Genomic DNA, 26,180 nt, shown 5'->3' on the forward strand with positions numbered 1-26,180 from the left:
CCATCATCTCAATATTGAGACGGTTTCAATGTGGTACACTGGCGTTCTGTTCCCTTCAGAGACTGGTGCGATCCGCATGACCTCGTCTGCCGAGAATGAAAAACTGACCCGTGGTCACAAGAAAAAAGCCCGTACACGCCAGCAATTGTTGGATGCGGCGCTGAAGATTTACGCCCATAAAGGTGCCGGGGAACTGGCACTGAACGAACTGGCGCAGGAAGCAGGGGTATCCAACGGAACGGTATACAACTACTTCCGTACCAAAGAAGAGGTGCTGGATGCCGTCAGCCTGGCACAGGCGGAAGCCTTGTCTCATGAGGTTGCGCTGATCAGCCGTGGCGTTGCTGATGGTGCCGAGCGGGTTGCAATCGGTATCCGTGCGTTTATCCGCCGTGCAGCACAGGACCACGAATGGGCCAGTGCCCTGATCAATATCGTACGCTATGCCGAGGGAATGCGTTCGGCACTGGGCGATTATGTGCGCCATGATGTGCGCACGGGCCTCAGTCAGGGACAGTTTGATTACAGCAGTGAAGATCTTGCCATCCGCCTGCTGGTCTCCGGCGTGATCAGCGCGATGATTGCGATTGTTGAAGGCCGCTATGAAAACGGGGATGACAGCACTGTGGCGGCGATGTTGCTGCAGGCTCTGGGCATGGCGCGGCCACAGGCTCTGTTAGTGGCGGTTAAGGCTTTACCGTCGTTACCGGTGGAGGAATAACAGGAGAGTTGTCTCTGAGCCGGTCCCGGCACAGCCTTATGCCTTTTTCTTTGTACGGGTGGTGTGTACCGCCCGCAATCGTCTAAAAAACCAACGCTTTTCAGCAACCCCCACGGACTATGGCTCCGGCCTGCTTATCGCCAACTTATCCAGTTAGTTATCCACAGAATCTGTGGATTCAATGTCAGCTTTGTCCCCATGTCGCCGGGCGTCTTATCCGCCTGGCGGAGAATGCCTGATACTTCTGTGCTTGCCGTGCCGATTTTTTTGTGATCCTGCTGCAACCCTTGCCATGCCTTGAAAAATAAAGAAATTTTTAGTTTTTTCTGGCTGTGTAAAAAACGCACGGTTTTTACCGGCTGGCGTATTTACTGCATTCAGGGGAGTTCTCAAAAGAATATGCACAGAAATATCCACAGCTTCTGTGCAAAACTTCAGGGTTGACAGAAAGAACTTATGCACAAATTGCAGATGATGCTTGACGGCGCTTTTTTCTCTGTGTTTGCCGGTAGTGACGAGACGTTGCCTTATTGATATCGCCCGGCAGGCGAAGCGGTTGCGATCGACTGTGCGCTAGCCTGCAGGTTGGCTACTGCCATCTGTACCTATCGTTTTTCTTTTTTCTTGTCCTGTCAGAGACACTGTCTGATTGATATTTTCCCCCGCCTGACAGACAGAGGGGAGAGTGATACGGATGTATCGGTACGATGAATATGACAGGACGCTGGTTAACGAGCGGGTAGAAGAGTTTCGCGATCAGGTTGCGCGCCGGATCAGTGGTGAACTCACAGAAGAAGAGTTTCTGCCGCTGCGTTTGCAAAACGGTCTGTATTTGCAGAAACACGCTTATATGATGCGGGTCGCTATTCCCTATGGGGCGTTATCCAGTGATCAGATGCGCGGTCTGGCGGCAATTGCCAATAAGTTTGACCGTGGTTATGGGCATTTCACCACCCGTCAGAATATTCAGTTTAACTGGATTGAATTAGCCGATACGCCAAATATTCTGGCGCATCTGGCGTCTATTGATATGCACGCGATTCAAACATCGGGTAACTGCGTGCGTAATGTGACTACCGAAGCCTACGCGGGCGTTGCCCCCGATGAAGAATATGACCCGCGTATTTTTGCCGAGATTATTCGTCAATGGGCTACCGTAAATCCCGAGTTTTTGTTCCTGCCCCGTAAATTCAAAATTGCGGTCAGCTCGAGTCAGGAAGACCGGGCAGCGGTGCGTATGCACGATATCGGTTTGTATTTGTATCGTGATGAAGAAGAAACGCTGCGCTTTCAGGTTATGGTTGGCGGAGGGTTGGGTCGTACGCCTTTTCTTAATCAGCTCGTAAAAGACAATCTGCACTGGTCGGAAGTTTTGTCATATATCGAAGCGGTTCTGCGGGTATTCAACCGCTATGGCCGGCGTGATAACAAGTACAAGGCACGTATTAAAATTCTGGTAAATTCACTGGGCATAAGCGCTTTTCGTGAAGAAGCAGAAGCCGAATGGCAACAGATTCGCGGAAGTTTTTCGACGCTTACTGAAGATGAGCTGAGTCGTGTAGCTTCTCAGTTTTTATCGCCGCTCTATAAAGCGTTAGATGATACTGATCTTCAATATGGTCATCACTTAACAAGCAATAGCGAATTTGCTTCCTGGGCATCACGCAGTGTGAAACCGCACAAGGTGAAAGGTTATGCCTCCGTGGCAATTTCTACCAAATTTCCCACCAATACGCCGGGTGATCTAACCGCAGAACAAATGCAACGCATTGCCGATTTGGCCGATTTATATGGCTTTGGGGTGATTCGGGTTGCCCATGAACAAAACCTGGTATTGCCGGATATCCTGAAACAAGACCTGTTCAGCGTCTGGACAAGTTTATGTGAGGTGGGCTTGGCGTTACCTAACGTGGGTTTAGTCAGCGATATGATTGTTTGTCCCGGAGCAAGCTACTGCAATCTGGCGACGGCCCATTCCTTTCCTGTCGCCAGGAAAGTTGCTGAGGCTTACAGCCTTGAAGAGCAACTGGATGTCGGTGATATCAGTATTAACTTATCGGGTTGTATAAACGCCTGTGCTCACCACCATATCGGAAATATAGGAATTTTAGGATTGAATAAATCCGGTAAAGACTATTACCAGATCACCATTGGCGGGGCTCAGGGAAAAGACAGCCAGATCGGTAAGGTTATTGGTCCGGCGGTGAGTGAAGAGGTGTTGCCCGGAGTGGTAAAAAATATCACCAATGCATATTTAGCCAATCGTAATGATCACGAAACCTTCCATGAAACTTTTTTGCGCATAGGGCTGGAGCCTTTTAAGTTGGCCGCTTATGGCCCGGCAGGAGCTTAGTATGAAGAATATTATCCGCATTCATTCTGGTGATGCTGCTGTTATTAAGTCAGACGATTGGGTTATTGCAGAAGACGTTCATGACACGCCAGATCCCCATGACGTTTTCCCCATGGCAGTCTGGTTAGCGCGTGTTGAGCAGGGTGAGGAGGTAACGCCAGCAGTCTGGATTGGTGTTAATGATGATCCGATGGAATTACAGAGCGTGATTGATAAGCTCTCGTTTATCGGCGTTTTCTTCGAAGATTTCAAGGATGGACGTGGCTACTCAACGGCGTATTTACTGCGAAAGCGGTTAAATTATCAGGGGGATTTACGGGCGTTTGGTGATGTATTGCGGGATCAGCTGAGCCTGATGCGTCAGTGTGGTTTCGACAGCTTTGCTATTAAAGAAGGCAAAGACCCGTACGATGCGATGAAAGGCCTCAAAGGACTTTCCGTTACTTACAGCAGCAGCGTGTCGCAACCTAACCCGCTTTATAAACGGGTTCGTCGATAGACTTAATCTTTAATGCCCAAGCAGCACGCTGAAAAGCTTTTTGACCGCGGCTTGCCTTTTTTCTGTTAAGGGATGGATATAACTTAAACGTAAAAAGTTTTTATATTGTCCCGAAGCTGAGAAAAGCGAGCCGGGTGTCATGATCACACCTTGCTCCAGTACCTTGTTGTAACTGTTTTGTGTGTTAATGGTTTCGTCTAATTCCACCCACATAGAAATTCCGCCCTGGGCGTGGGTGTAACGAATTTCATCATGCCAATGGTTACTCAATAAGGTCATCAGTTCCCTTTGTTGCTGCTTCAGCGTATTAACCTGTTGAGCCAGATAGCGGCGGTAATGTCCCTCTTCCAAAAATGTCGCAAGCCCTTGCTGAGTGGATTCGCTGGAAGATAACTGGGTGACCAGTTTGAGCTGAGCGATTTTGTCGTGCCATTTTCCGCCAAACACCCAGCCAATCCTTAAATCCCTTGATAAGCTTTTTGAAAACGAGCTGCACAGAATAACCCGCCCGTCAGGATCGAATTTTTTTAGCGGTTCGGCCGTAAACGGCGGGAAGGAAAGATCGCCGTAAATGTCATCCTCTATAATGCAAAAATCTTTTTCTATCGCCAGATTGATCAATTTCTGGCGGGCTTTTTCTGGCATGCAGGCCCCGGTAGGGGTAGCGTAATTCGGGGATGTTATGCAGGCTTTTATCGGCCATTCGGTTATTTTTTCGGCTAAATCCTCAATGCTTAAACCCTCTGAAGGATCTGTGGCAACCTCGATAATTTTCAGCTTCAGCTGCTCCATGATCTGCAGAACACCATAAAACGCTGGTGATTCCACCGCTACGGTATCGCCCGGTGAGCATGTCGCCATAAGCGAAATAAATAACGCATGCTGGCAGCCTCCGGTGATGCAAACCTGTGCTGGGTCCTGATTCAGACCGCGATGGCGGTAATGACTCACAATGGCGTCTTTCAAGCGCATGTCGCCGCTTGAATCATTGTAATAAAGAGCTTTCTGAGTCGGTCTGGAGCGTAAAGCTTTGCTCAAATGCCGGTTCAGTGTGATGAGGTGGCCGGCATCGTTGGCAGTGCCGGCGGTTGGCAAAATATCAAAAGCGGCACTGCGCGCCATGATGTCTCTTAAAATAGCCGGAACCGTTACGTCTCTGGGCGCCGCCGGAGGGTTAATGCGTTTTGGCGGCAGCCGATCATGGTGTGTCTCAGCTTTGACAAAGTAACCGGATTTTGGCTTGGAAAAGATCAGGCCTTCTGCTTCGAGCCTGTGTAAGGCGTGTAATACAGTGGCTTTGGAAAAGCCTAAGTTCTGGCACATTTCCCGGACGGAAGGAAGTTTTCCACTCGGTAAGAAATGATTGGCTTGTATATCTTTCCGTAACAAGTGTTCCAGCTCTAGGTACTTAAACTGATTCATGGCGACACCTTGATCAACAAACTGTACCTATTCTAAATTAGTTTATTGTGCCTGTTCTGTATTTTTTTTAGTCGTACACTCAACGCGGTTGTTATTTTTAGCTTCGGCTTTCTGGCCGTGCAGAAGGTAGGCAGGACACAATGATTGATTTAAGTGCTGTTGATCTGGCGCGGATACAGTTCGCGTTCACCGTCTCTTTCCACATTATCTTTCCCGCGATAACGATTGGTCTGGCCAGTTATCTGGCTGTGTTAGAAGGCTTATGGCTGTATACCAGAAAGCCGGTCTATATAACTCTGTGCCGGTTCTGGATGAAGATCTTTGCCGTTAACTTCGCCATGGGGGTGGTTTCTGGCATTGTTATGGCGTATCAGTTTGGTACCAACTGGAGCCAGTTTTCTAACTTTGCGGGGGCGATTACAGGCCCGTTACTCAGCTATGAAGTGATGACGGCTTTCTTCCTTGAGGCTGGCTTCCTGGGGGTTATGTTGTTTGGCTGGAAAAAAGTTGGAGAGCGGCTGCATTTTGCCTCCACTATTCTGGTTGCCATCGGCACCCTGATCTCAATGACCTGGATTCTGGCATCAAACAGCTGGATGCAAACCCCTCAGGGTTACGACATTGTTGATGGGCGTGTTGTGCCGCTGGACTGGTTCGAAATTATATTTAACCCCTCTTTTCCTTACCGTTTAGTGCATATGGGACTGGCTGCATTTTTGGCGACGGCGTTGTTGGTCGGTGCTTCCGGTGCGTGGCATTTGCTTAAAGGCTCCCATATTAACGTAGCGAAAAAAATGTTATCCATGGCGATGTGGATGCTGCTTATTTCTGCGCCATTACAAGTGTTGGTTGGTGATCTGCATGGTCTGAATACCTTAGAGCATCAGCCAATCAAAGTGGCCGCAATGGAAGCTCATTGGCATGAAGCTAAGCCCGGTGAAGGTGTGCCGCTTGTTCTGTTCGCCTGGCCAGATATGGAGAAAGAACAAAACGATTTTTCGATAGAAATCCCCAATCTGGCCAGCCTGATTCTGACCCATTCTATGGATGGTTCTATTCCGCCATTAACTTCCGTTGCCCCGCAAGATCGCCCTAATGTGCCAGTCGTTTTTTTTAGTTTCCGAATCATGGTTGCGCTTGGCATGTTGATGATTGTGCTGGCGCTTGCTGCGTTGATTCTGCGTAAAACAGGCAAACTCTATGAGAAAAGATGGTTCCTGAATTTTTGTATTGCCATGGGGCCATCCGGTCTGATCGCCATGCTGGCCGGTTGGTTTGTGACGGAAGCCGGTCGTCAGCCCTGGGTTGTATATGGTTTGCAGCGCACCGTGGATGCAGGGTCGCCCAATAGCGTTACTGCAATGAGTCTGTCTTTGCTGGCATTTGTAGTGGTGTATGTCTGTGTCTTTGGTGTGGGTGTGCGTTATATGTTGGCGCTGATTGCCAAAGGGCCGGCAGAAGACTACTCACTGGAGGATGACGAGCACCTGAATAAACGCCCGGCTCGTCCGCTATCCGCCGCAGATGGCGTAGAAATTTAGGAGACCCTGTCATGCATTTTGATTTACCGACTATTTGGGCTTTTATTATCGGCTTTGGCCTGATGATGTATGTGATCCTGGATGGCTTTGATCTGGGGATTGGCTTGCTGTTTCCTTTTATTAAAGACAAGCGTGAACGGGATATTATGGTGAACTCGGTTGCCCCCGTGTGGGATGGTAACGAGACCTGGCTTGTGCTGGGTGGTGCTGGCTTATTGGCGGCTTTTCCGATGGCTTATTCTGTGATTTTGTCTGCCTTGTATGGGCCGATACTGCTCATGTTGTTTGGTTTGATTCTTCGTGGTGTGGCCTTTGAGTTTCGTTTTAAAGCCACAGAGTCTCATCGTCCGGTGTGGGATAAATTGTTCTTTGTTGGTTCTTTAATGGCAACCTTTTCTCAGGGTGTTGCTGTGGGGGCTGTGATTCTTGGTTTTCAGGTTGAAAATGGTGAATTTGCCGGTGGCGGACTGGATTGGTTGAGTCTGTTCAGTCTGTTCACAGGTTTCAGTTTGCTGTTTGCTTATGGGTTGCTGGGAGTTACCTGGCTGGTTATTAAAACAGAGCACGGTTTGCAGAAGAAAATGCGCGTACTTATTAAGCCATTAACGCTGCTGTTAGCGACCTGTATGTTTATTATCAGTATCTATACACCGATGGTTAACGAAAGCGTGCGGGATTTATGGTTTAACCTGTCAAATATCGTGTATCTGGCACCCTTGCCCATTCTTACTGCTGCTTTTGCTTTTTTGCTGATGGGGGCTGCGCATTCCAAAGATGAGTGCCGGGCTTTTATGTGTGCTGTATGCATGCTGTTTCTTGGTTATCTGGGGCTGTGTGTCAGCCTTTGGCCAAACATTATTCCGCCCGGTATTACGATCTATCAGGCCGCGGCTCCGGCATCCAGTCTCCGGTTTACCCTGGTGGGCGTTGTGCTCATCGTTCCTGTGATTCTGATTTATACCTTTTGGTCTTACCGGGTATTCCGGGGAAAAGTCGTTGATACCGATGGTTATCATTAGGCCCTAACAGGCCCTGGAAAAAGGCTGCAACGGGGCAAGCATTTACCGGGCGCTTATCTCTGCTGTAAAACGTAAATCCGGAGGAACAGGGGATGAAAAAAAGTCTTCATCAATGGAAGTGGCTCTTAATCTATTGGGCCCTCGGTGTCGGGGCGCTTTTCGTGGTCGCGACGGTTATACGTTTTGTCATGACCCTGGCCGGAATGGAATCCGGATAACTAAATCAGGATGACTAAATCCGGATAAAACGGTCATTTCTGTTGGCAATGTTGTCTTGAATATGACCCTCCAGAGCAGGTTTTTAATGCCCGTATCGGGTTGTTGTTTTTGGCAGGCGCAACTGAGCGACGATCACGGCCAGAGCTATGCCGCCGAGCACGTCGGCACCGTAGTGGTAACGCAGATACAGGGTAGACAGGGTAATGCTCAGGGTCATCAGCAACACCAGAACGCGCAATGGCCAGGAATACCAGCGCCAGCAGACCAGCAGTGTTACCCAGGGCACGGCGGTATGCAGACTGGGAAAGCAGTCGTAGGCATAACGGAAGCTGTTTACCGCGTCATAGACCAGACCATCCTGGGTACCAAGGCTGACACTGAACGCGCTTTCCAGCCACTGACCGGGGCCGATGACCGGCACCAGCAGATACAGCAACCAGCCAATAACCAGGGTGTAAATAATTCCCTGACGCACATGAATAAACGCCGCTGGGTGTTCTGCCCGGCAATAAAACAGCCACAGTAACGAGCCGATGGGTACGGCGTAATAAAAGTGCAGGTAGGCGCTTTCCATCAGCAGGGTCATGGCCGGGCTGACCCAGTGCTGAATCAGCAGCGGCAGCGGCTGACCGAACAGTGCTGTATCAAAGGCAATCATTTGCGGGTCCATCAGTTCAATGCCCAGGGCATCAATGGCCAGCTCCAGCCGTAACAGCCGCATCAGCAGATAACCCAGCAGCATAGCCGGTACAGGCCACAGTTCGCGCAGCAGCCATTCATAACGCGGGCTTAAGGTATGGCGTGCCAGTGCCAGACGGGTAAGAACAATCAGCAGGAAAAATATACCGGCACCGGTAAGCGCCGCTTTATTTTCACCGGGCAGCCACTGGCGGATATCACCAAACAGCAGGGCAAACAGCAGAATGCCGGCGGGAAACAGCAGGGTCAGCTGTTTATCCAGTGGCCACTGGCGCATAGAGTCAGGCATCTGCTGCAGGGAATACGACCAGCTACGCGGCTTGAATTCATGGGATATCATGGTTCTGTACAGCTTATTGTTTTTGTTGTTATCAGAAGCAGCCAGTTTACTGTTTTATGACAGTGTCCGGGAGGGAGAAAACGGCCGTGATTTGTCAGGAACTGGCCGTTCCGTACAGGCCAAAGCCAGAACCTGTACGGTTGCCGGTGCCGCTCAGGAAGGCTGGGCAGCAACAATATCCGGACGCTTGGTCTGAATAAACTTCACCAGCATGCCGAATTCCAGCAGGCACTGTTCCGGAAATTCATCACGGAATTCCTGAATATTAAAAATCTCCAGCTGGCCGTCCGGTGATTTGGCCGACTGACTCAGATCGGTTACGGCCGGTGCATCACGATGCAGCAGGAAGGGAATGGCAAACAGGTAAAAACCATCCAGATTCAGGTCGTAGCGCGCCAGCATTTCCGCAGGCCAGTTCACATGGCTGTGAAAAGTGCCGGCAAGAAATTCGGCCGGCACCTGAATAGCGCTCTGGCCTTCGGCAACGGCGGTTAACGCCTGCGGATCACGGGTGGCGAGCAGGGCATAGAGTGCCAGCCAGGGGGTGGTGCCTTTTTCATTAATCAAATACTGCGGGTCAATGGCACGCGGGCAGGAGATAGCCGCTGGTGCGTTCACCATACCGAGCAGTGCCTGCATCTGTTCGTTGCTGAGGCTGATGTCCTGCGGCGGCACACGGCTGATGCCGGTAAAGTACAGGTGGCGCCATTCGCTGGCGCTGTGGCCGGTGTTTTTCTTTTCTTGATCGCTCATTCGGTATCCATTAGCCCGCTATTCTGCACGGGGCTTTTTCAGGTCTGCTTTTTCAGAGTCTGTCATGCTAACCGCGGGGCAGGGTGGTGGGAAGACAAAGCAGTGGGGGTACAGAGAGAAAACAGGGAAAAGGAAAAGATAAGAAAAAGGGAATAAGAAAAAACAGGCGCAGCGGACGGGGTGTACAGACCGGAAACGCTGCGCCTGTCAAAGCGTGGAAACGTTAAGTTGTGCCGGGAGTTACTGACTGACAGCCGCCGCTCTGATCAGACGACAGCACCACAAACACTCCTGTAAACCCGGCGGACGGCAGTTTGCCACCCTCATAGCGCACTGCCGAACACAGGCTGTCAGAATATGCCCTGGCGGTTATTTTGTCGCTGCGACAGGTTGTCGCAGGATGCGTTTATGGCCATAGGTCGGCAATCGGGTCGGCAATCGGGTCGGCAATCGGGTCGGCAATCGGGTAATCAATAAAGAAACCTGTTCATGCGGGGCTGGTAGTTTTACCCTTCAGGTGAAACGCTATCTCCCGGCTATGGATCTTTTCACCACGCATGTATTTGCCGGTTCTAAGGTCCTGAGAAGGGAGCACATTATTGATAGCAGCCCCGTGGGTGAGGTGCTCCTGCCATTAACGGGCAGGGGGAGCCGTCATCCGGCGCGCCTGAAATGCATCATGGAGGAAACCGGTGTCCGCATATCCGATAAAAACCGTTGTTCTGATGAGTTTGTATATCGTGCTGGCAGGCTGTGCTTCAGTACCGCAGGGCGCGCTTGAACAGCATATTGGTTGGTTGCACGGGAATTGTCTGGCAATTAAAAATCCGGATATCGGGGTTTCTGAAAAAATCAGACTGGTCAGTTTCGATCAGAAACCGGTATACCGCACCGTACTTATCACTGGCCGAACCAATTCCGCCGATGGCTGCCATGCGTTGAGCGATGATCGGCGCCAGGTGAACCTTAGCGCCGGTTATTATTTTTATCGGATTGATGGCGAGCCTTCAGATAATTTTGCACTTGGCTTCGCTGATCTCGACCCCACAGATTTTACGCTGGCGTACTGTATGACAAGCGAAGGTATTGTGTTTAGTGCCCATTCGCCGGGTGGTCAGGCCTGGGATGGTTATTATTATCTCGGTTATGAATCATCAGCCACCTGCGAGTGAAAACCTGACAATTGCGTTCGCCGACAGGAGCGGTGAGTACCACCGCACCTGTTTCAGCTGATCTGCGTATTATGTTTAGCCTTCAGTACAGATTTTTCAGATCGTGTTTTACCACCTGATCGACCACCAGATGGGTGGCCTTACCCATTAATCCCTCGCCGCTCATATGCGCCGATAGTGCTTTGGCAAAAGGCGTCAGCTGTTTGGCCTCTACCCGGTGCTCCGGGTTAAATACGCCGGCGTCGTTCAGGGCACTGGCGCTGGTAAAGCGGATGGCCTGTGGCTCAATCAGTAACCCCAGCTTCGGCACTTTATCGCCAATGGCACAGGCGGCGAGTAACTGCGGTTCGGTTGTCAGCTGCGCACTGCCGCAGATATGCAGCAGTTGCGGCTGGCCGGGAATCAGCAACAGCAACTCCAGTGCCGGGTTCTGCAGCAGGTTGCGCAGGCTGAGCGCCACTTTATTGCCCGGCCGCTCCGCCATAAATAAACGTCCATCGGGCAGCATACGGATGACACCGGTTTCGTCACCGCGTGGTGAAACGGAGGTGATGCCCTGGGCGTCGCAGGTTTTCAGCAACAGATACATTGCCTGCTGCAGGTACTCTTTTCGGTCGCTTAGCACGGTGCTGTCGGTCAGTACCGCAGCGCTGTGTTCTGTCTCGTTGTCCCACAGACCGGAGCGCACAGCAGCGCGCGCGCAGTGCAGATAGGCGCTTTTAATCTGAAGTTGCCAGTGTCCCTGTGGTAACTGCCGGCTCAGACGACCGTTGACCCGCAGGGCATGGCCGACGCCCGGAATCAGAAAATACAGGCTGCTGTTCTGGCCGCTGTGGCCATGATTTGCTTGCCTGTCTGCTTGCTTGTCCGTTTGCAGGTCTGGCTGCTCGTCCGCTTCGGGCAGGCTGAAGCGCACGCTGTTAGCGGTAACATCCAGCTGGCAGTGGCTAAGGCTTACGGGTTGTAATGCCGGTGTACCGCTTTCGCTGGCGACTATCATCACCCGGGCGTGGTTAATCACCTCAAAGCAATAAGCATCGAGTTGCGTCTGTACGCGCTTTTCCAGCAGCGCTGGTGGTGCAGAAATAAGTTGCCGCAAGTGCCGTTCGTTCTGAATGCGGTGCTGCATAAAATTCTCCTGCAGAGCTCTGGGTTATTCGTAGGTCTCTTTATCCTAATCCGCTTGCGAGTGGCAGCTCAGGCAGCTGGTTGCAGAGTTATGGAATCTGGTTGCAGACAGGGTACTTTTGCCTGGCTTTCGGGCATTCTTGGCAGTATGAAGTGCATTGACAGAAGGGTGTTAAGTTGTTGGTTGAGTGGTTATGTCCCGCAATAAACTGACCGTTTCGGCGGTAGCCGTAAAAGATCTGGCGCAAGAGCTGCAGCGCCGTGGCGTGCTGGCGCCCGCTCAGGTGTCAGCAAGTAGCGCGGCAGAAGCGGTTGCGGCAGGCGCAGAAATGCACGAGCTGCGTCAGGCCGAAAGTGCGTTGCGTGCACTGTGGACGGAAGCCCGCAACAACAGCACCGATGACGCTTTGGGGCTGAAGATTGGCCTGCAGGTTAATCCCGCTGCCCGCGGTTTACTGGCGCGCTGGATCGCGCATTGCGCCACGCTGGGCGAGGCACTCACCACCTTTATTGATCATATTCAGCTGCTGAACCCGGCCGAACGCTGGCAGTTGTTGCCGGCCGGTGATGAAGTGGAAATCCGCTTTGAATTTCTGCTGCCATATCCACAGATTGCGGTTGAACGCAGCATGGCGGCGATGCTTGCCTGGGGCGCGGTTCTGGGCGGTGAGGTTTTTGGGGGCGAGGTTGCAGCAGGTACCGAAAATGCCAGCCGTCTGCTGCCGGTGCGCAAAGCCGAACTTGCCCGTACCGGGCCGGCCGACAGCCAGTTGTTTTATCAGACATTCGGCCCCGGAATACGTTTTACCGGGGCGCCTGGCGGCGTTAACCGTCTGTGGCTGGATGCCGCGTTGCTGCAGCATCCATTGCCGGCGGCGGATGTCTATCTGCGCGATTTACTGGCTGCGCGGGCGCAGCAGCTGCCAGTGGCCGGGATATTGTCAGCGGGAGCGCAGGCAAACAGCGCCGGGCAGACGGCAACAAAGGCACCGCTCAGTCTGCGGGTGCTGGCACTGCTGGAGCAGGATATCCATAAATTCAGTCAGATTCAGGCGGTGTGCGCCGCCGTGCACCTCAGCCGTTCGACGCTGTTCCGTCGCCTGAAAGCGGAACACACCAGCTTTACCGAACTGCTGAACCAGCAGCGTTTGCGGTTGGCACGCAGTCCGCAGGCTCAGGGGCTGAATGCCACCGAACTGGCCGATTTACTCGGATTCTGCGACAGCAGCTCATGTTACAAATTTATGCGGCGATGTTTATTGTGATGCGTCTGGCAATAAGAAAGCTGGTATTGAATATTTGACGTGATTGATTTTGTCGGGGGATGGAAAGACTGCTTATCGAGTATTCATTTATCAAATAAGTTTTTAATGAATATTAAATCCACTGCCTGCCCTAAGGTATAAGTACCGGGTTCTTTATCCTGAATGGAATACAACCTCTGCTATTGAGCACAGAAGCAGCTATCAATAACTAATTTCATTGCATGTTATTCAAAATAGAATACGCTGGCTTCGCCATGTCGCATGCAGTTCGTTTTAGCGGATGAGTGTTGGCGCTGAAATGATGTGTCAGGGATTCGTTTTTTATGAATTTATTTCTGCGCCGCTGAATGATTCAGGGGGGCACTGATAAGTAATCGATTTTAATAAAGGATTATAAATATGTCAGATAAGATCAGATCGATCCCTTTTAAAACAGCGGTAAGCATGACACTGATTGGATTGCTGTCATCGTCTGTCGTCAATGCCAGTCAATTTGTTGCGGATCTGGTTCCGTCTGCCTGGGAAACGATTAACCGTCAGGTGGTAGTTCGGGATAAAATGTATTCAGCAAATTTATACGGTGCACCCGCAACAATTCAGGTAATGTTCGAAAACAATGGTCAGCCTTCTGCATTTCAGCCTGATCAGTTATCAGCCAATAATGCCAGTTTTTCATGCCGTGACAGCGTGGCTGGTGATGATATCGATACGGCTTCCGGGTTTGTGGAAAGCCTCACTAAAGTGTGTGAATTTCTTCCAATGCAGACGCTGACGACGAGGGACAGCAGCAATGTCCTGACCACGGAGGAAGTCAGGACATACGTTATGCGTGTGAAGTTTAAAAAAGCGACTGATCGCAGTGTCAAGCTCCGGCATGCCCGTCCGGCGGATCGCCATTGCGATACTGCAGGAGATTCCTCTTCTTACAATCCTCTTGATACTTGTTTGACAGTTACCAAAAGTCTGACTCTGACGGGTAGTAATATATTCAAACCTTTTGTCTCACGGGTAAATTCACAGGGTGTCACCGAGCAGTGGACGCCTCTTGCCTTAAAAAATAATGTTTACGAAGTTACATTGGCTATTGGCGGTGGAACGAATAACAATAAGAAAGTTTTGGTAGAGAATGGCCTGAAATTAAAAGTCTCAGGCAGTATTTCGGCTTTACCCAATGATGAGTTGCTTGAAGGCGCAGAGTTTTCTGATACCAACTGTGTATTTGAAAAACAGGTTACGCTGACACCTGGTAACTACACCTGTACCTTTACTGCAGAGGAAGATGGGTTTATTCATATTCCTTTGAAAAAGGCTGGTTCTGCTACCGGCGGACGTAATGTTACGGTGACCATCAAAAACCTGTCAGTAACGCCGTAATCCTGTTAAGTCTTATTTATCTGTAATACCACAGCCGGAATCTGATAGTTTTCAGATCCCGGCTGTTATTCTGTATTCGCTGTAACTCTCTGCTGTCATCATCCGGTCATCCGCTGGTCATCAATCCGCCACTTTTCTGCAACCATATGGTCAGCAAAGCGCAACCGCGCTGTCATCCTCTGCTCATTAAATAGACCGCGTTCAGTCTTTGCTGCGGAAAGCACCATGACCCTGACGCGCCGGAATTTTTTGCTTAATTCGTCCCGCTCTGCGGCCTCTCTGGGAATGGCTGCAGCGGCTGGCCCGGCGCTGGCAGGCACGGGTCTGGCGGACTCATTTTTGCCGCAGCAGGATGATCTGATGGCGGTACCACGCTCCAGTGCTTTCCCGTTTCAGCATGGGGTTGCCAGTGGTGATCCGCTCACCGACCGGGTGATTCTCTGGACCCGCATAACCCCTCCGGCACTGGCCGAAACCTACAGTATTCCTTACCGCTGGCGCATCGCCCGTGATCCGCAATTGCGCGAGCTGGTTAACGAAGGCTTTGGCTATACCGATGCCGGCCGTGATTTCACCGTTAAGATTGATGCCGATGGTCTGCAGGCCGGGCAGAGTTATTACTATGTGTTCGAAGCCCTGGGGCAGATGTCGGATATCGGCCGCACACGTACTCTGCCGCAGGGCCGGGTGGAGCATCTGCGCATTGCTTTTACCTCCTGCTCGAATTACGCGCGTGGTTATTTCAATGTGTATAAAGAGCTGGCACAGCGCAGCGATCTGGATGTGGTGCTGCATCTGGGTGATTACATTTATGAGTACGCTAATCTCGATGCCAGCCTGAGCAGTGGCCGTATCAATCAGCCGCCGCGCGAAATCATCACGCTGGAAGATTATCGTCAGCGCCACGCCTGCTATAAAACCGATGCCGATTTACAGCAGGTGCACCGCCAGCATCCGTTTATGGTGATCTGGGACGATCATGAAGTGGCGAATAACGCCTGGCCCGGCGGTGCGGATAACCATACTGAGGGTGAAGAAGGGCGCTGGCAGGATCGCCTGCGCGGCGCGGTACAGGCGTATATGGAATGGATGCCGATCCGTGAGATGCGGGCCGGCCAGCAGGGCATTTACCGTAACTTCCGTTTTGGCGACCTGCTCGACCTGAGCCTGCTCGATACCCGTCTGGCCGGGCGTGATGCCCAGGCCGCCGACAATGCCGACCGCAACCGTGAAGAGCGCACGCTGCTCGGTTATGAACAGGAAAGCTGGCTGGCAGAAACATTGACCAGTGCACAGCAGGAAAACATCCGCTGGAAACTGCTGGGGCAGCAGGTGATGGTCGGCCAGCTCGGCACCAACGACACGCCGTTTAATTATGATCAGTGGGATGGGTATCCGGCGGCACGTCAGCGTCTGTTTGATACGGTACGCAACGCCGGAGTGGATAACTGGGTGGTGCTGACGGGTGATATTCACTCCAGCTGGGCAATGGAACTGCACGACGATCCGTTTGCCGCTGAGCCGGGTAAGGCGTTAGGCATCGAGCTGGTGACTCCGGCGGTAACCTCGCCCGGTATTGATAACTACACCCAGGCGCAACTGGCCAGCCGCTCGCTGCAGGCCTTGCTGCCACATCTTAACTTTGTCGATTTTTATTACCGCGGCTATGTGCTGCTGGATATCACCCATGAGCGCCTGCAGGCGGAGTGGTGGGTGGTGGATAATATCGATTCCCATCGCTATGTCAGTGAGTGCTTACGGGCGCTGGTGGTGCCGTCCGGTGAGTCTGTTCTTCGCCCGGCGCCTGCGATTTCAGCCAGTAAGCTGGCCGCCGCACCGGCGCCGGATTTTGCTCCGGGCTTTGCCTGGTTGCGTCACTGGCGCCGTGATCCGGCGGGCAATCTGCTGGACGGTATGCTGGCTTCCCAAAGTGGTGTTGGCAGTGCGTTACCCGGCGGCTGAATATCGCCGGTTGACTGGCGTCAGAAGTCAGGCACCGATGGTGTAAATAATAACGTCCTTATTAGTGCCTGAGCCGTCCCGAACGGTGATTACCCTCGTCGTAATTCGTCTTATCGTTTCCTGCAATCGAGGTTTTGCACAGTGTGCGGCCCGTATTGCCATAGGTTGCATCTGAACTCCATGACCATGCTGCAAACGGCCCGTTTACGGCAGGCAGGGAGAGGAGTCAGTCGCCAGCCGTCGCGGAACTTTATTCGGTCGCAGTGTGACTGCGGCCGGTTCGCATGGACACATAATAATGAAAAACTCAGCACATACGCAGCGCTGGCTGCTGACCTCCATGGTCGGTGGCGCAGCATTATTTGGCAGCACGCTGTTTTGCGCACAGCAGGCTGCTGCTTTCTCGCAACCACCCCCTGCACCTGCTCCGGTAGAGCAGCGGCAGAATGCCGAAATGGCGGTACATGAACTGGCCCAGGGTTGTTATGCCATTCAGTCGCCGACCAACGGCAAATATATGAACCGCTATACCAAAGGCGGTGCTATTGATAATGGTCTTGGCTGGCAGCTAAAGGCGACCGATCTGGATTCGGCAGCCAGCTTCTACTTTAAGCCGACATCGTTTTTCCACTATATGCTGACGGATAAAGACGGCCGCTATCTGGCAACCCATTTGCCGAATGAAATTTCGGCCGGGCGTTATGCCGGTGAGTTTGCCGAATTCAAGATCACCGCTCACAGCCAGGATAACGGTGCCTACCGCTTCAGCTTTTATGGCCCTAAGCTGGCCAAAATTCTGCGCCATAACTACGGTGGCACCGGTTATTACGCCGATGGTGGCCTGTACGTGATTGATATCCTCAACCCGACCAATGCCGGTTCGGAAACCGAGTTCAATCTGGTGCCGAAGAGCGACTGTAAGCCGTTCCCGGAAGCCGAGCTGAACACGGTGGGTGAGGTACCGAAAAGCGATGTGAACACACCGGTTCGTGGTGCCATCGACCCGCACACTCATATCACCTCCTATGAGTTTATGGGCGGTAAGTTCCTGCATGGCGAGCCTTTCCACCGCTGGGGTGTTGAAACCGCGCTGCGCGACAGCTCGGATATTCATGGCCCCTGGGGCTCGCTCGATATCATCGGTAACCTGATGGGTTATGACGATGTAAACCACCGCTACGATACCCGCGGCTGGCCGGACTTCCCGTTCTGGCCGAACCGTAAGCAGGTGTCGCATATGCAGTACTACTACAAGTGGATCGAACGTGCGCACAAAGGTGGTATGCAGATGATGGTCAGCCATCTGGTGGAAAACGAGGTTCTGTGTAATGTGCAGAAAACCGTCAACCCGGCCAGCTGGATCAACCCGAATAACTGCAACACCATGGCCAGTATTCATCTGCAGATCCGTCGCCTGCAGCAGATGCAGGATTATATCGACGCGCAGCAGGGCGGGCCGGGCAAAGGCTTCTTCCGTCTGGTGAAAACACCGCAGGAAGCCCGCAAGGTTATTGCCGATGGCAAGCTGGCGGTGCTGATGGGCATCGAAGCGTCAGAGTTGTTTAACTGTGGTCTGAAAGACGGTTGCAGCAAAGAAAGCATCGAACGTCAGCTGCAGGAAGTGTACGACGCCGGCGTGCGTGCGCTGTTCCCGGTTCACCGCTTTGACAACCAGCTCGGTGGTACACGTATGGAAGATGGCTTTATTAACGTCGGCCAGTGGCTGTCGAGTGGCCGTTTCTTTGAAACCGAAGTCTGTGATGCCGGAACCGATGGCTCCCGTATGACCAGTGGCTTCCCGCTGCTGGGCACCGTGCCGGTGATCAAGGATATTCTTGCCGGTATTGGCCTGAATCCGCAATACGATGAAAGCCGCCGTCACTGCAACCAGCATGGTCTGAGCGACAATGGCGCCTACCTGATTCAGCGTATGATCGATAAAGGCATGATCATCGAAATTGATCACACCTCGGTGAAGAGCGCACGCGCCATTATGGATATCGTCGAGTCGCGTAACTATTCCGGTGTAATTTCCGGTCACAGCCATATGCACCGCAAACCGGATGGTTCAGCGCACGAAGTGCACCAGCGTATTGCCCGCGCCGGCGGTATGATGTCGCCGTATAACAGCAGCGCCAACAGCCTGAACTGGAGCATCGGTGAGTTTATTGACCTGATTGAGCCAACCGGTTATCTGGTCGGTGTGCCGTTTGCTACCGATATGGGTGGTATTGGCTCGCAGGCTTATCCGCGCGATAACACCGACACCGATCCGCTGATTTATCCGTTTGAAACCGAAGCCGGTGTGGTGATCGATAAACAGAAAACCGGTAACCGCATCTTTGACCTGAATAACGAAGGCCTGGCTCATTACGGTCTGGTGGCTGACCATATTCAGGATATCCGCACCCATTCCAACTCACGCATTTATGAGTCGGTGATGAACTCGGCGGAAGCCTATCTGCAGATGTGGGAGCGGGCGATTGCCAATGATTCGCCGAAGTATTCCAGCTCGGATGAAAACTGGTTCTCCATCGTTAACCGTGCCAGTGGCCGTTGTATGGATATTCCCGGTAACGACAATAATCTGAACAACGGCAGCAATGTGCAGCTGTGGGATTGTCAGTTGACCTCTCAGGATCAGAAGTGGCGTTACGATGCCGCCAACCAGATGTTCCGCAACAAGGCGAATCCGGAAAAATGTCTGGATAACCGCGGTCAGGCTTATAACAACGGTGGTGTGGTGATCTGGGATTGTGTGGATTCTGACAACCTGCGCTGGACTTACAGCGGCAATAAACTGGCCAGCAAACACAACAGCAATATCGTGGCGGATGCTTATGGTAACGGTAATGACGCTAACGTTGGCCAGTGGACTTACCACGGTGGTGCCAACCAGCAGTGGGAGCTGCGCTTAATGTCGGCGGAAAACCGTTATGCACAATACCGCAGCGAATCCACCGGCCAGTGCATCAGCGCAACCGGTGGCAGTCATACCGGTGCGCTGGTGGCGATGGAGGCCTGTAATACCAGTGCCAACCAGCTGTGGCGTTTTGATACGGCTACCGGTCTGATGATTAACGGTGTCGCCGGAGCCAAGTGTCTGGAAGTGCCGGATGGTCTGATTTACGACCATACCTTACTGCAGCTGGCCGACTGCGATGCCGGTAATCCGGCTCAGCAGTTTAACTATGCCGGCAAACTGCTGCGTTCACGCATCGACAGTAATCAGGTGCTGGACGTTTCCGGTGGCAGTTCGTCGACGCTGATTATGTATGGTGTACATGGCGGTGCGAATCAGCGCTGGCATGCGACGGCCAACGGTCAGTAATTTAACCGGGTTAGAACAAACGGGAGCTCAGGCTCCCGTTTTTTTATGCTGTTTTTTATGGCATTGGAGCAAGCTTTCATGCCAATGGCTGAGCGCCAGGCTGTACATTATTAACGGCGCCTGACAAGGCTGTGTTTTCATATTACCGGGCTGGGGTAACTCGTTTCCTGCACTAAACTGTTCCGTTAATTGTGATTACCGGCAGTGGTCGTTTGCGCTGACAATAACGCTGTCAGAAACAGACGAACGCCACACAAAGCAAAAGAAATCAGCGGGAAATATTATGAAACAACATCAATACGAAATTCAGATAAAACACCTGAGTGATGCTCAGGGGCAGCCTTCCGTTTATCCGCAAGCTCTGGTTTTTAACGTGGGAAATCACGACGATATATTCAAAATTATTGACCGGATTAAATCCCGTGGTGATCTGCAGGGCTACGAAGAAGCCTTTGCCGTTGGCCTGAAACTCTTCAGTGAAGTGATGCTGGAAAATAAAGACCATCCGCTGTTCAGCGAATTTAAACCGCATTTTATGGATTTTATGAAACAGCTGAAAAAAGGCTAAGGTTCTCAGCCTGCTGTCATCAGCGCTTAATCGCGGCCAGAAATAGCTGAACCTGTGCCAGAAACTGCTCCGGAATTTCCGCAAAAGAAGCATGGCCGCAGGGCAGAGTGACCATCTGCGCTGCTGGTATAGAGCGGGCGGCGGCTTTGCCGTCTTTGTTTGCCGGAATTGCCGGATCGTATTGGCCGAACAGCAGCAGAGTCGGTGCTGTGATTCGTCTGGCAGACTGGCGCAGGTCGCTTTCCGGACGGGCGAAGCTGCGCCACATGGCACGGTTCAGCGTAATACGCTCCGGCGTTGCCTGCAGGCCGCTGGCACGCTGCAACATGGCCTGAGCGGTAACACTGCGGTGTTTCAGATACAGGCTGGCAAAGCGCGAGGGGGACAGCGACAGGCGGCTGCCCTGCAAACGGCAGAAAGCGCGGGTCAGGATATTGTGTGGGGTAAAACCACCGGGCGAGACGAGTATCAGCCCGCGAACCCGTTCAGGTTCCTCACTGGCTAACCGTGCTGCCGCATAGCCGCCGATGGAATTGCCGATAATCAGTACCGGCGGCAGAGCCAGCGCCGTTAAAAAATCGCGCAGTGCGGCATAAAAAAATGTCACATCAACGCTGCCTGGCCGGGCTGGTAAATCAGACTGGCCATAGCCGGGCCAGTCGATGGCGAGCACCCGGTAATGTTCAGCCAGTGCAGGAATAACGGCGGAAAAATCCTCACTGTCACCCGGGTTAGCGTGCAGCAGTAACAGCGGTTCTCCCTGACCATGCTCGGAATAATGAAGGGCTCCACCGGATAAATGGACGACTGGCATAAAGACTCCCGTTGCGACCTGTTGTTATGTTTATTGTTGCTGTTGGGCACCGTGCGGCGGCCAGACTCTTGTCGCCGGAAGGTGTCTTCTCTGCGTGCAGCCACTTTGTATGCCCTGTCTTATACGGCTTGTCCAGGGTTAATCAGGGCAGGATAGAGAGCGGCATCAGATCAGTGGATATTCCTGCTGGTGTTGCAGAAAAAAGTCGATAAATACGCGCACCCGGTTGGGCATGTGTTTACGTGCGGGATAAACAAGAAAGAGTGGCAGCAGTGGCAATCCGGCCGGGTCGGGCAGAGCCTGCAAGGTTCCGGCGGCCACTTCCGCTGCGCAAAAGCCAACCGGCAGTATGGCCAGATTCTGACCCTGCTGGCAGAGCTGTTTGGCCAGCGTCAGGTTGTGGGTCAGCAGCTGGCTTTCGCGCCAGTTAAGGTCAGTGGTTAACAGTGGGCGGATATTCAGCGGGTCTGCGATTGGGTAATGCGGCCAGTTAACAGGAGTTTCGTTCCGGGCGGGGTGGCTGGCCGCGCAGAAAAAGCCCAGCTGTACATCGCCCAGTTTACGCGCAATCAGGCTCAGTGAGCCCGGCGCCCGTCCGCGAATAGCAACGTCTGCCTGGCTGTTAATAAAGTCGACGGTTTCATCGGTACTGTGCACCTCAACACTGAGTTTGGGATAGCGGGCACTGAACGCCTGCAGCAGAGCGGCAAGCGGGGCCATGGGCAGATCAAGGGGAACACTGATTCTGATGCGGCCGGTCAGATCCTGCGGGCGAATCAGACTGTCTTCCAGATCCAGCAGTTGATCCAGAACTTCTTTGCAGCGACTGAAGTACAGGCGGCCTTCATCGGTCAGGCCGACGGAGCGGGTGGTGCGGTTCAGCAGCCGTACGCCGAGGTGCTTTTCCAGTGCCTGAACCCGGGCGCTGACCGCGGACGTCGATACCGCCAGACGCCGGCTGGCTTCGGCAAAACTACCGCTGCTGGCGACCTCAATAAAGGTCTGAATGTGCTCTAAGTTTTTCACTATCCCAAAATCCCGGACAGACTATCCATTATGAGCCTGATTATGTGGATAAAACGCGATGATATTCTCCGCCGGACTCATAAACAACCGGGGAAATCGTTATGCATCATTACCTTAGTGCGTTGTGTCTGAGCCTCTTTCTGGGCTCGGATGATCTGCTGGCCGCAGAGCCCGCGACCACGGAAGCGGGTGCGGTCAGCCTTCCTCCTCAGCTCAGTATTACCTGGCTGGGCGGCCCGACCATGCTGCTGGAATTTAACGGCTTTCGTCTGCTGACTGACCCCATGCTGGGCAGTGGTCAGCATGCCTTTATTATGGGCGATCCGAACGAGCCCTTTGACCTGAAGCGCGGGCCGAACATTAAAGAACATGCCCGTTTAACGGCGCTGCCTGAGACCGATCTCAGCCAGCTGGATCTGCTGTTGCTCAGCCATGCTCACGAAGATCATTTTGATCAGCAGGCACAAAGCCAGCTGGATAAAGGTCTGCCGCTGCTTGTTCCGGAACATGATCTTGGCGCACTGCAGGCGAAAGGCTTTACGGCCGCGCAGAGTCTGGCCTGGCAGCAGAGCCTGGAATATCAGGCCGGTGCCGGCCATATACGCATTACTGCGGTTGCGGCACACCATTCGGCAGATCCCGTTATTGATACCTTATTGGGTGCAGGCAATGGTTACTGGCTGGAATTTTCTCAGGGAAGCTGGAGCAAGCGTTTGTACTGGACGGGTGACACTATGCCGGTTGGTGCTGTGCTGACTCAGGTGCAGACGCTGGCTGATAGCCGTGGGATGCTGGATATTCTTGTTCCGCATCTTGGCCGGGTAGGGACTCCCGGCCCGCTGGGACAGATCAGCATGGGGGCTTCTGATGTGGTGGATATGGCGCGGGCGCTGCAGCCTGAGCACCTGTTACCCATTCATCATTCCAATTATGCGCTGTATCTGGAGCCAATCAGTGTGTTGGCGGAGGCCAGTGCTGGTGAAGACTACCAGCTGGATTTACCGCAGGAAGGGGTTACGTTGCACTACTGAGCGGCGAAGCACTCAGCGGCTGTAGGTCGGCTGGTCGTACAGGCTGTAATCAATGCCTTCGGCTATCCGGCCGGCTTCCTGCTGCAGACGACGCTCGCGGATACTCATAGAAAATACCTGCTGGTGCATCTCTTCCATTAACTGCTTCAACTCGCTGTTGCTGCTTAATCCGAGAAAAACACCGGCCTGCATAAAACCCTGCAAACGGAAGCGCTCAGCATCGGTGGCTTTAATGCGCTGTTTGCTGTTGTTAAACATCGTCAGCAGCCGTTGTTTGGCTTCCTCTATAAATTGCTGGCGCAGGGTTGTGGCTGTGGTGGTGTTATTCATGGTGATCCTTCGCGTGTTGATTGTTTCTATTCTGACCGGTGTTATTACGGCTGCCAACGAGCAAATTTCTGCCGGTAAGCCTGTGGTGTCAGACCTGTGCTGCGGCGGAACAGTTCGCGGAAAAAACGCACATCGTCGTAACCACACGCTCGTGCAATCTGTTCAACCTGACGGCGGCTGCCGCTCAGCGCCTGCCGGGCTTTTTCCATACGCAAAGCCTGAATATAGGCCAGCGGCGATTGCCGCACGGCCTGGGTAAAACGGCGTTTGAACTGGCGCTCGCTGAGGTGAATCTGCGCGGCCAGATCGGCGAGGTTAAAAGGCTCACAGCCATGCTGATCGAGCCAGTCCTGAATTTCCAGAATACGTTCATCCTGATGCTGACGCTCAGGCATAAAACCGCTGTACTGCAACTGGCTGTGGCGGTCGGAATCAATCAGCACCGTACGCGCCACCTGCAGGGCGACACTTTCACCAAAATAATCGCGCACCAGTTGCAGACTCATATCCTGATAGGCGCTGGCTCCACCGGAGCAGCTGATATTGCCATCGTGGGTCAGCATGGCGTTCCTCTGCCATAAAACAGCGGGAAACTGCTGCTGCAGCCAGTCGGTAACCGCCCAGTGGCTGGTGGCCTGTCTGCCTTCCAGTATGCCCGCCGCCGCCAGCACAAAAGCTCCGGTGCAGATACTCACCATGCGGGTGCCACGCTGATGAAGAGTGTGTATCTGTTGCAGGGTATTGGCCTGCAGGGCGTCGCTGCGCAGACGCGGATCGCCGATGGCGGCGACGATCAGTAAATCGGCCTGACTGACATCGGCCAGACGGGTATGGGCACTCAGGCAGATACCCCCCTGACCACGGATTTGCGTTGTGTTTTCTGCTGCGACCTCAATCTGCCAGTCGTGGGCGGCAGCCAGGCGTGCGCCCAGCAGCAGAATTTCCAGCGGCCCGGAAACGGATGACAGGGGGCTGTGATCAAGGGCGAGAATAACGCAGCGTGGCATGGGGCATCTCCGGATGTTATGGCCCGATTGTCTACTATGTTGGTCATATGTGCCACCTTCTGACGCGCCAGATATTGCGCCAGAATGATCAGGCTAATTATCAGAACAGGAGCAGGACATGACTGAGTCCGGCAACAAAGCATTGATCGAACGCTTCTATCGCGCCTTTCAGCAAAAGGATTATCAGACCATGGCGCAGTGCTATCACCCGCAGGCGACCTTCCGCGATGAAGCTTTCGGGCTGAATGGCGCAGAAGAAATCGGCGCCATGTGGCAGATGCTGTGCGAGCGCGGCAAAGATATGCAGCTGAGCTTTTCCGTCAGAGAAGACAACGGCCGGATAACTGCACACTGGGAGGCGCTGTACACCTTCAGCCAGACCGGCCGGCGGGTGCACAATAAAATCGATGCCAGCTTTGAATTTCGCGACGGCAAAATAATCCGCCACGACGATCGCTTTAACTTCTGGAGCTGGAGCCGCCAGGCGCTGGGACTGCCGGGCTTATTACTGGGCTGGACGCCGCTGCTTAAGAATAAAGTACAGACGATGGCGATGAAAAATTTGCGCTTATTTATGAAAGGTAACGGGCGCTGAACGCGTTGCTCCCGTTATACGGGGTACCTCTGAATTACTCAGAGGTGCCCCGGATCATTATTTATTGCTTTAAAAAAGCCAGCGCATCGGCGGCACTTTCGGCCGGTAACTCTTCCATCGGCATATGGCCGCAATCATCATAAATAATGGTGCGCGCCTGAGGCAGGGCCCTGGCAAATTTCTCTGCATGGGAAAGCGGAATCCAGGCATCGTTGCGGCCCCACATAATCAATACCGGCTGCGTCACCTTCTTAAGTGGAGCGGTGTCAAAGCCGGCGCGATTACGGATAAAGCGTAACACCGCCGCCCCGGCGCCCCGGTTGCCGGAACGCATAAATAAATCGTAATAGCGGTCCATTACCTCTTTGCTCAGCCGTTCTTTGCGGCTGTAAGTGGTGCGGATGGTGGCATACATGGCTTTGCGCGGCACCGGCATCATCGACGCCATCCAGCCACTTAACGGCAGCCCCATACTCAGCAATACCGGTGGTGGTACAAAAAAGAAACCGGCACTGTCGAGCAGAATAACCTTATTAACCTTGTGCGGATAACGGCCGGCAAACTCCCAGCTCATCCAGCCGCCCAGAGAATTACCGGCCAGCGAGCACTGCTTAATACCTAATGCGTCGGTAAATTCGTTGAGAAAATCACTGTAGATGTATTTAAACATGCCGCGTGGATGTGCGCCGGTAAGGCCAAAGTTTGGGCTGTCGATACTGATAACGCGGAAATCTTTGCTGAGAATATCGGTCCAGTCATTCCAGGTATGCAGCGACGAAAAAATACCGTGCAGCAGAATCAGCACCGGTGCTTTTTCCGGTTCGGCACAGCGACAGACATCACGGTAATGTACGTTCATCCCCTGCAGCTCAATAAACTGAGATTCGGCTGTGGTATGGCGTGCCAGCATTTCCTCCAGCGAAACCGCGCCAACTTCACTTTTAAAACCGTCTTGCATGGTCTGCCAGAAATTCATCAGCATGGGGTATTCCTGAGTAATGGGTACAAGGG

At 52.9% G+C, this 26,180-nt stretch carries 24 protein-coding genes; 14 read left to right on the forward strand and 10 right to left on the reverse strand.

The window, feature by feature from the left end; all coding sequences use genetic code 11:
* The first annotated feature begins 76 nt into the window (after window positions 1–76).
* A complete protein-coding gene (locus tag LGT44_RS16730) occupies window positions 77–721 on the forward strand; it encodes a TetR/AcrR family transcriptional regulator (RefSeq protein ID WP_225692866.1) in 645 nt (214 codons plus the stop codon).
* Between the two features lie 134 nt (window positions 722–855).
* Here the strand turns inward: LGT44_RS16730 and LGT44_RS16735 are convergent, their stop codons facing one another.
* Window positions 856–1,068, reverse strand: a complete 213-nt coding sequence (locus LGT44_RS16735; RefSeq protein WP_230332423.1) for a hypothetical protein — start codon at window positions 1,066–1,068, stop codon at window positions 856–858.
* A 347-nt stretch (window positions 1,069–1,415) separates the two neighbouring features.
* Between LGT44_RS16735 and LGT44_RS16740 the strand changes: the two genes are divergently transcribed.
* Complete coding sequence (locus tag LGT44_RS16740) at window positions 1,416–3,074, forward strand: nitrite/sulfite reductase (protein WP_230332424.1); 1,659 nt, start codon at window positions 1,416–1,418, stop codon at window positions 3,072–3,074.
* A 1-nt stretch (window position 3,075) separates the two neighbouring features.
* Window positions 3,076–3,573: a DUF934 domain-containing protein gene (locus tag LGT44_RS16745; RefSeq protein WP_230332425.1), complete on the forward strand. Its 498-nt coding sequence runs from the start codon at window positions 3,076–3,078 to the stop codon at window positions 3,571–3,573.
* 9 nt (window positions 3,574–3,582) lie between these two features.
* Here LGT44_RS16745 and LGT44_RS16750 read toward each other — a convergent pair whose 3' ends face one another.
* A complete protein-coding gene (locus LGT44_RS16750; protein WP_230332426.1) occupies window positions 3,583–4,995 on the reverse strand; it encodes an aminotransferase-like domain-containing protein in 1,413 nt (470 codons plus the stop codon).
* Window positions 4,996–5,135: 140 nt separating this feature from the next.
* On the opposite strand from LGT44_RS16750, the gene LGT44_RS16755 reads away from it, so the two are divergent.
* From LGT44_RS16755 to LGT44_RS20285, 3 genes are all read left to right on the forward strand, one after another.
* Complete coding sequence (locus tag LGT44_RS16755; RefSeq protein WP_230332427.1) at window positions 5,136–6,536, forward strand: cytochrome ubiquinol oxidase subunit I; 1,401 nt, start codon at window positions 5,136–5,138, stop codon at window positions 6,534–6,536.
* 11 nt (window positions 6,537–6,547) lie between these two features.
* Window positions 6,548–7,555, forward strand: coding sequence for a cytochrome d ubiquinol oxidase subunit II (gene cydB, locus LGT44_RS16760; protein WP_230332428.1), 1,008 nt, complete (start codon window positions 6,548–6,550; stop codon window positions 7,553–7,555).
* Between the two features lie 92 nt (window positions 7,556–7,647).
* On the forward strand, window positions 7,648–7,773 hold the full coding sequence (locus LGT44_RS20285) for a DUF2474 family protein (protein WP_408033935.1): 126 nt from the start codon (window positions 7,648–7,650) through the stop codon (window positions 7,771–7,773).
* Window positions 7,774–7,856: 83 nt separating this feature from the next.
* On the opposite strand, the gene LGT44_RS16765 is transcribed toward LGT44_RS20285, so the two are convergent.
* Both LGT44_RS16765 and LGT44_RS16770 read right to left on the reverse strand, forming a co-directional pair.
* Window positions 7,857–8,813, reverse strand: a complete 957-nt coding sequence (locus LGT44_RS16765; RefSeq protein ID WP_230332429.1) for a phosphatase PAP2 family protein — start codon at window positions 8,811–8,813, stop codon at window positions 7,857–7,859.
* 153 nt (window positions 8,814–8,966) lie between these two features.
* Window positions 8,967–9,566 carry a hypothetical protein gene (locus LGT44_RS16770; RefSeq protein ID WP_230332430.1) on the reverse strand — a complete coding sequence of 200 codons (600 nt, stop codon included), beginning with the start codon at window positions 9,564–9,566 and terminating at the stop codon, window positions 8,967–8,969.
* Window positions 9,567–10,297: 731 nt separating this feature from the next.
* Here LGT44_RS16770 and LGT44_RS16775 point away from each other — a divergent pair.
* Window positions 10,298–10,738, forward strand: a complete 441-nt coding sequence (locus LGT44_RS16775) for a hypothetical protein (protein WP_230332431.1) — start codon at window positions 10,298–10,300, stop codon at window positions 10,736–10,738.
* Between the two features lie 82 nt (window positions 10,739–10,820).
* Here LGT44_RS16775 and LGT44_RS16780 read toward each other — a convergent pair whose 3' ends face one another.
* On the reverse strand, window positions 10,821–11,867 hold the full coding sequence (locus LGT44_RS16780; RefSeq protein ID WP_230332432.1) for a PNPOx family protein: 1,047 nt from the start codon (window positions 11,865–11,867) through the stop codon (window positions 10,821–10,823).
* A 193-nt stretch (window positions 11,868–12,060) separates the two neighbouring features.
* Here LGT44_RS16780 and LGT44_RS16785 point away from each other — a divergent pair, with 193 nt between their 5' ends.
* The 5 genes from LGT44_RS16785 to LGT44_RS16805 all read left to right on the forward strand — a co-directional run bounded on the left by LGT44_RS16785 (window position 12,061) and on the right by LGT44_RS16805 (window position 20,366).
* Window positions 12,061–13,131, forward strand: a complete 1,071-nt coding sequence (locus LGT44_RS16785) for an AraC family transcriptional regulator (RefSeq protein WP_230332433.1) — start codon at window positions 12,061–12,063, stop codon at window positions 13,129–13,131.
* Between the two features lie 399 nt (window positions 13,132–13,530).
* A complete protein-coding gene (locus LGT44_RS16790; RefSeq protein WP_230332434.1) occupies window positions 13,531–14,505 on the forward strand; it encodes a hypothetical protein in 975 nt (324 codons plus the stop codon).
* A gap of 225 nt (window positions 14,506–14,730) precedes the next feature.
* Window positions 14,731–16,467, forward strand: a complete 1,737-nt coding sequence (locus tag LGT44_RS16795; RefSeq protein ID WP_230332435.1) for an alkaline phosphatase D family protein — start codon at window positions 14,731–14,733, stop codon at window positions 16,465–16,467.
* A gap of 298 nt (window positions 16,468–16,765) precedes the next feature.
* Window positions 16,766–19,798: a ricin-type beta-trefoil lectin domain protein gene (locus LGT44_RS16800; protein WP_230332436.1), complete on the forward strand. Its 3,033-nt coding sequence runs from the start codon at window positions 16,766–16,768 to the stop codon at window positions 19,796–19,798.
* Window positions 19,799–20,081: 283 nt separating this feature from the next.
* Window positions 20,082–20,366 (forward strand): DUF3861 domain-containing protein, encoded by a 285-nt coding sequence (locus tag LGT44_RS16805; RefSeq protein ID WP_230332437.1) that lies wholly within the window; start codon window positions 20,082–20,084, stop codon window positions 20,364–20,366.
* Between the two features lie 19 nt (window positions 20,367–20,385).
* On the opposite strand, the gene LGT44_RS16810 is transcribed toward LGT44_RS16805, so the two are convergent.
* Window positions 20,386–21,180 carry an alpha/beta fold hydrolase gene (locus LGT44_RS16810; protein WP_230332438.1) on the reverse strand — a complete coding sequence of 265 codons (795 nt, stop codon included), beginning with the start codon at window positions 21,178–21,180 and terminating at the stop codon, window positions 20,386–20,388.
* 165 nt (window positions 21,181–21,345) lie between these two features.
* Window positions 21,346–22,206, reverse strand: a complete 861-nt coding sequence (locus tag LGT44_RS16815; protein WP_230332439.1) for a LysR family transcriptional regulator — start codon at window positions 22,204–22,206, stop codon at window positions 21,346–21,348.
* A 101-nt stretch (window positions 22,207–22,307) separates the two neighbouring features.
* Here LGT44_RS16815 and LGT44_RS16820 point away from each other — a divergent pair, with 101 nt between their 5' ends.
* Window positions 22,308–23,237, forward strand: a complete 930-nt coding sequence (locus LGT44_RS16820) for an MBL fold metallo-hydrolase (RefSeq protein WP_230332440.1) — start codon at window positions 22,308–22,310, stop codon at window positions 23,235–23,237.
* Between the two features lie 12 nt (window positions 23,238–23,249).
* Here the strand turns inward: LGT44_RS16820 and LGT44_RS16825 are convergent, their stop codons facing one another.
* Window positions 23,250–23,567, reverse strand: coding sequence for a hypothetical protein (locus LGT44_RS16825; RefSeq protein WP_145466615.1), 318 nt, complete (start codon window positions 23,565–23,567; stop codon window positions 23,250–23,252).
* Between the two features lie 44 nt (window positions 23,568–23,611).
* The gene (locus tag LGT44_RS16830; protein WP_145466614.1) at window positions 23,612–24,574 is read right to left on the reverse strand and encodes a GlxA family transcriptional regulator; all 963 of its coding nucleotides are present in this window, start codon (window positions 24,572–24,574) and stop codon (window positions 23,612–23,614) included.
* Window positions 24,575–24,692: 118 nt separating this feature from the next.
* Here LGT44_RS16830 and LGT44_RS16835 point away from each other — a divergent pair, with 118 nt between their 5' ends.
* Window positions 24,693–25,169, forward strand: a complete 477-nt coding sequence (locus LGT44_RS16835; RefSeq protein ID WP_230332441.1) for a nuclear transport factor 2 family protein — start codon at window positions 24,693–24,695, stop codon at window positions 25,167–25,169.
* A 61-nt stretch (window positions 25,170–25,230) separates the two neighbouring features.
* On the opposite strand, the gene LGT44_RS16840 is transcribed toward LGT44_RS16835, so the two are convergent.
* Complete coding sequence (locus LGT44_RS16840) at window positions 25,231–26,151, reverse strand: alpha/beta fold hydrolase (protein ID WP_225692886.1); 921 nt, start codon at window positions 26,149–26,151, stop codon at window positions 25,231–25,233.
* Window positions 26,152–26,180: the final 29 nt, after the last annotated feature.

The sequence above is a fragment of the Thalassolituus alkanivorans genome (genome assembly GCF_020447205.1).
GTDB lineage: Bacteria > Pseudomonadota > Gammaproteobacteria > Pseudomonadales > Oceanobacteraceae > Venatoribacter > Venatoribacter alkanivorans.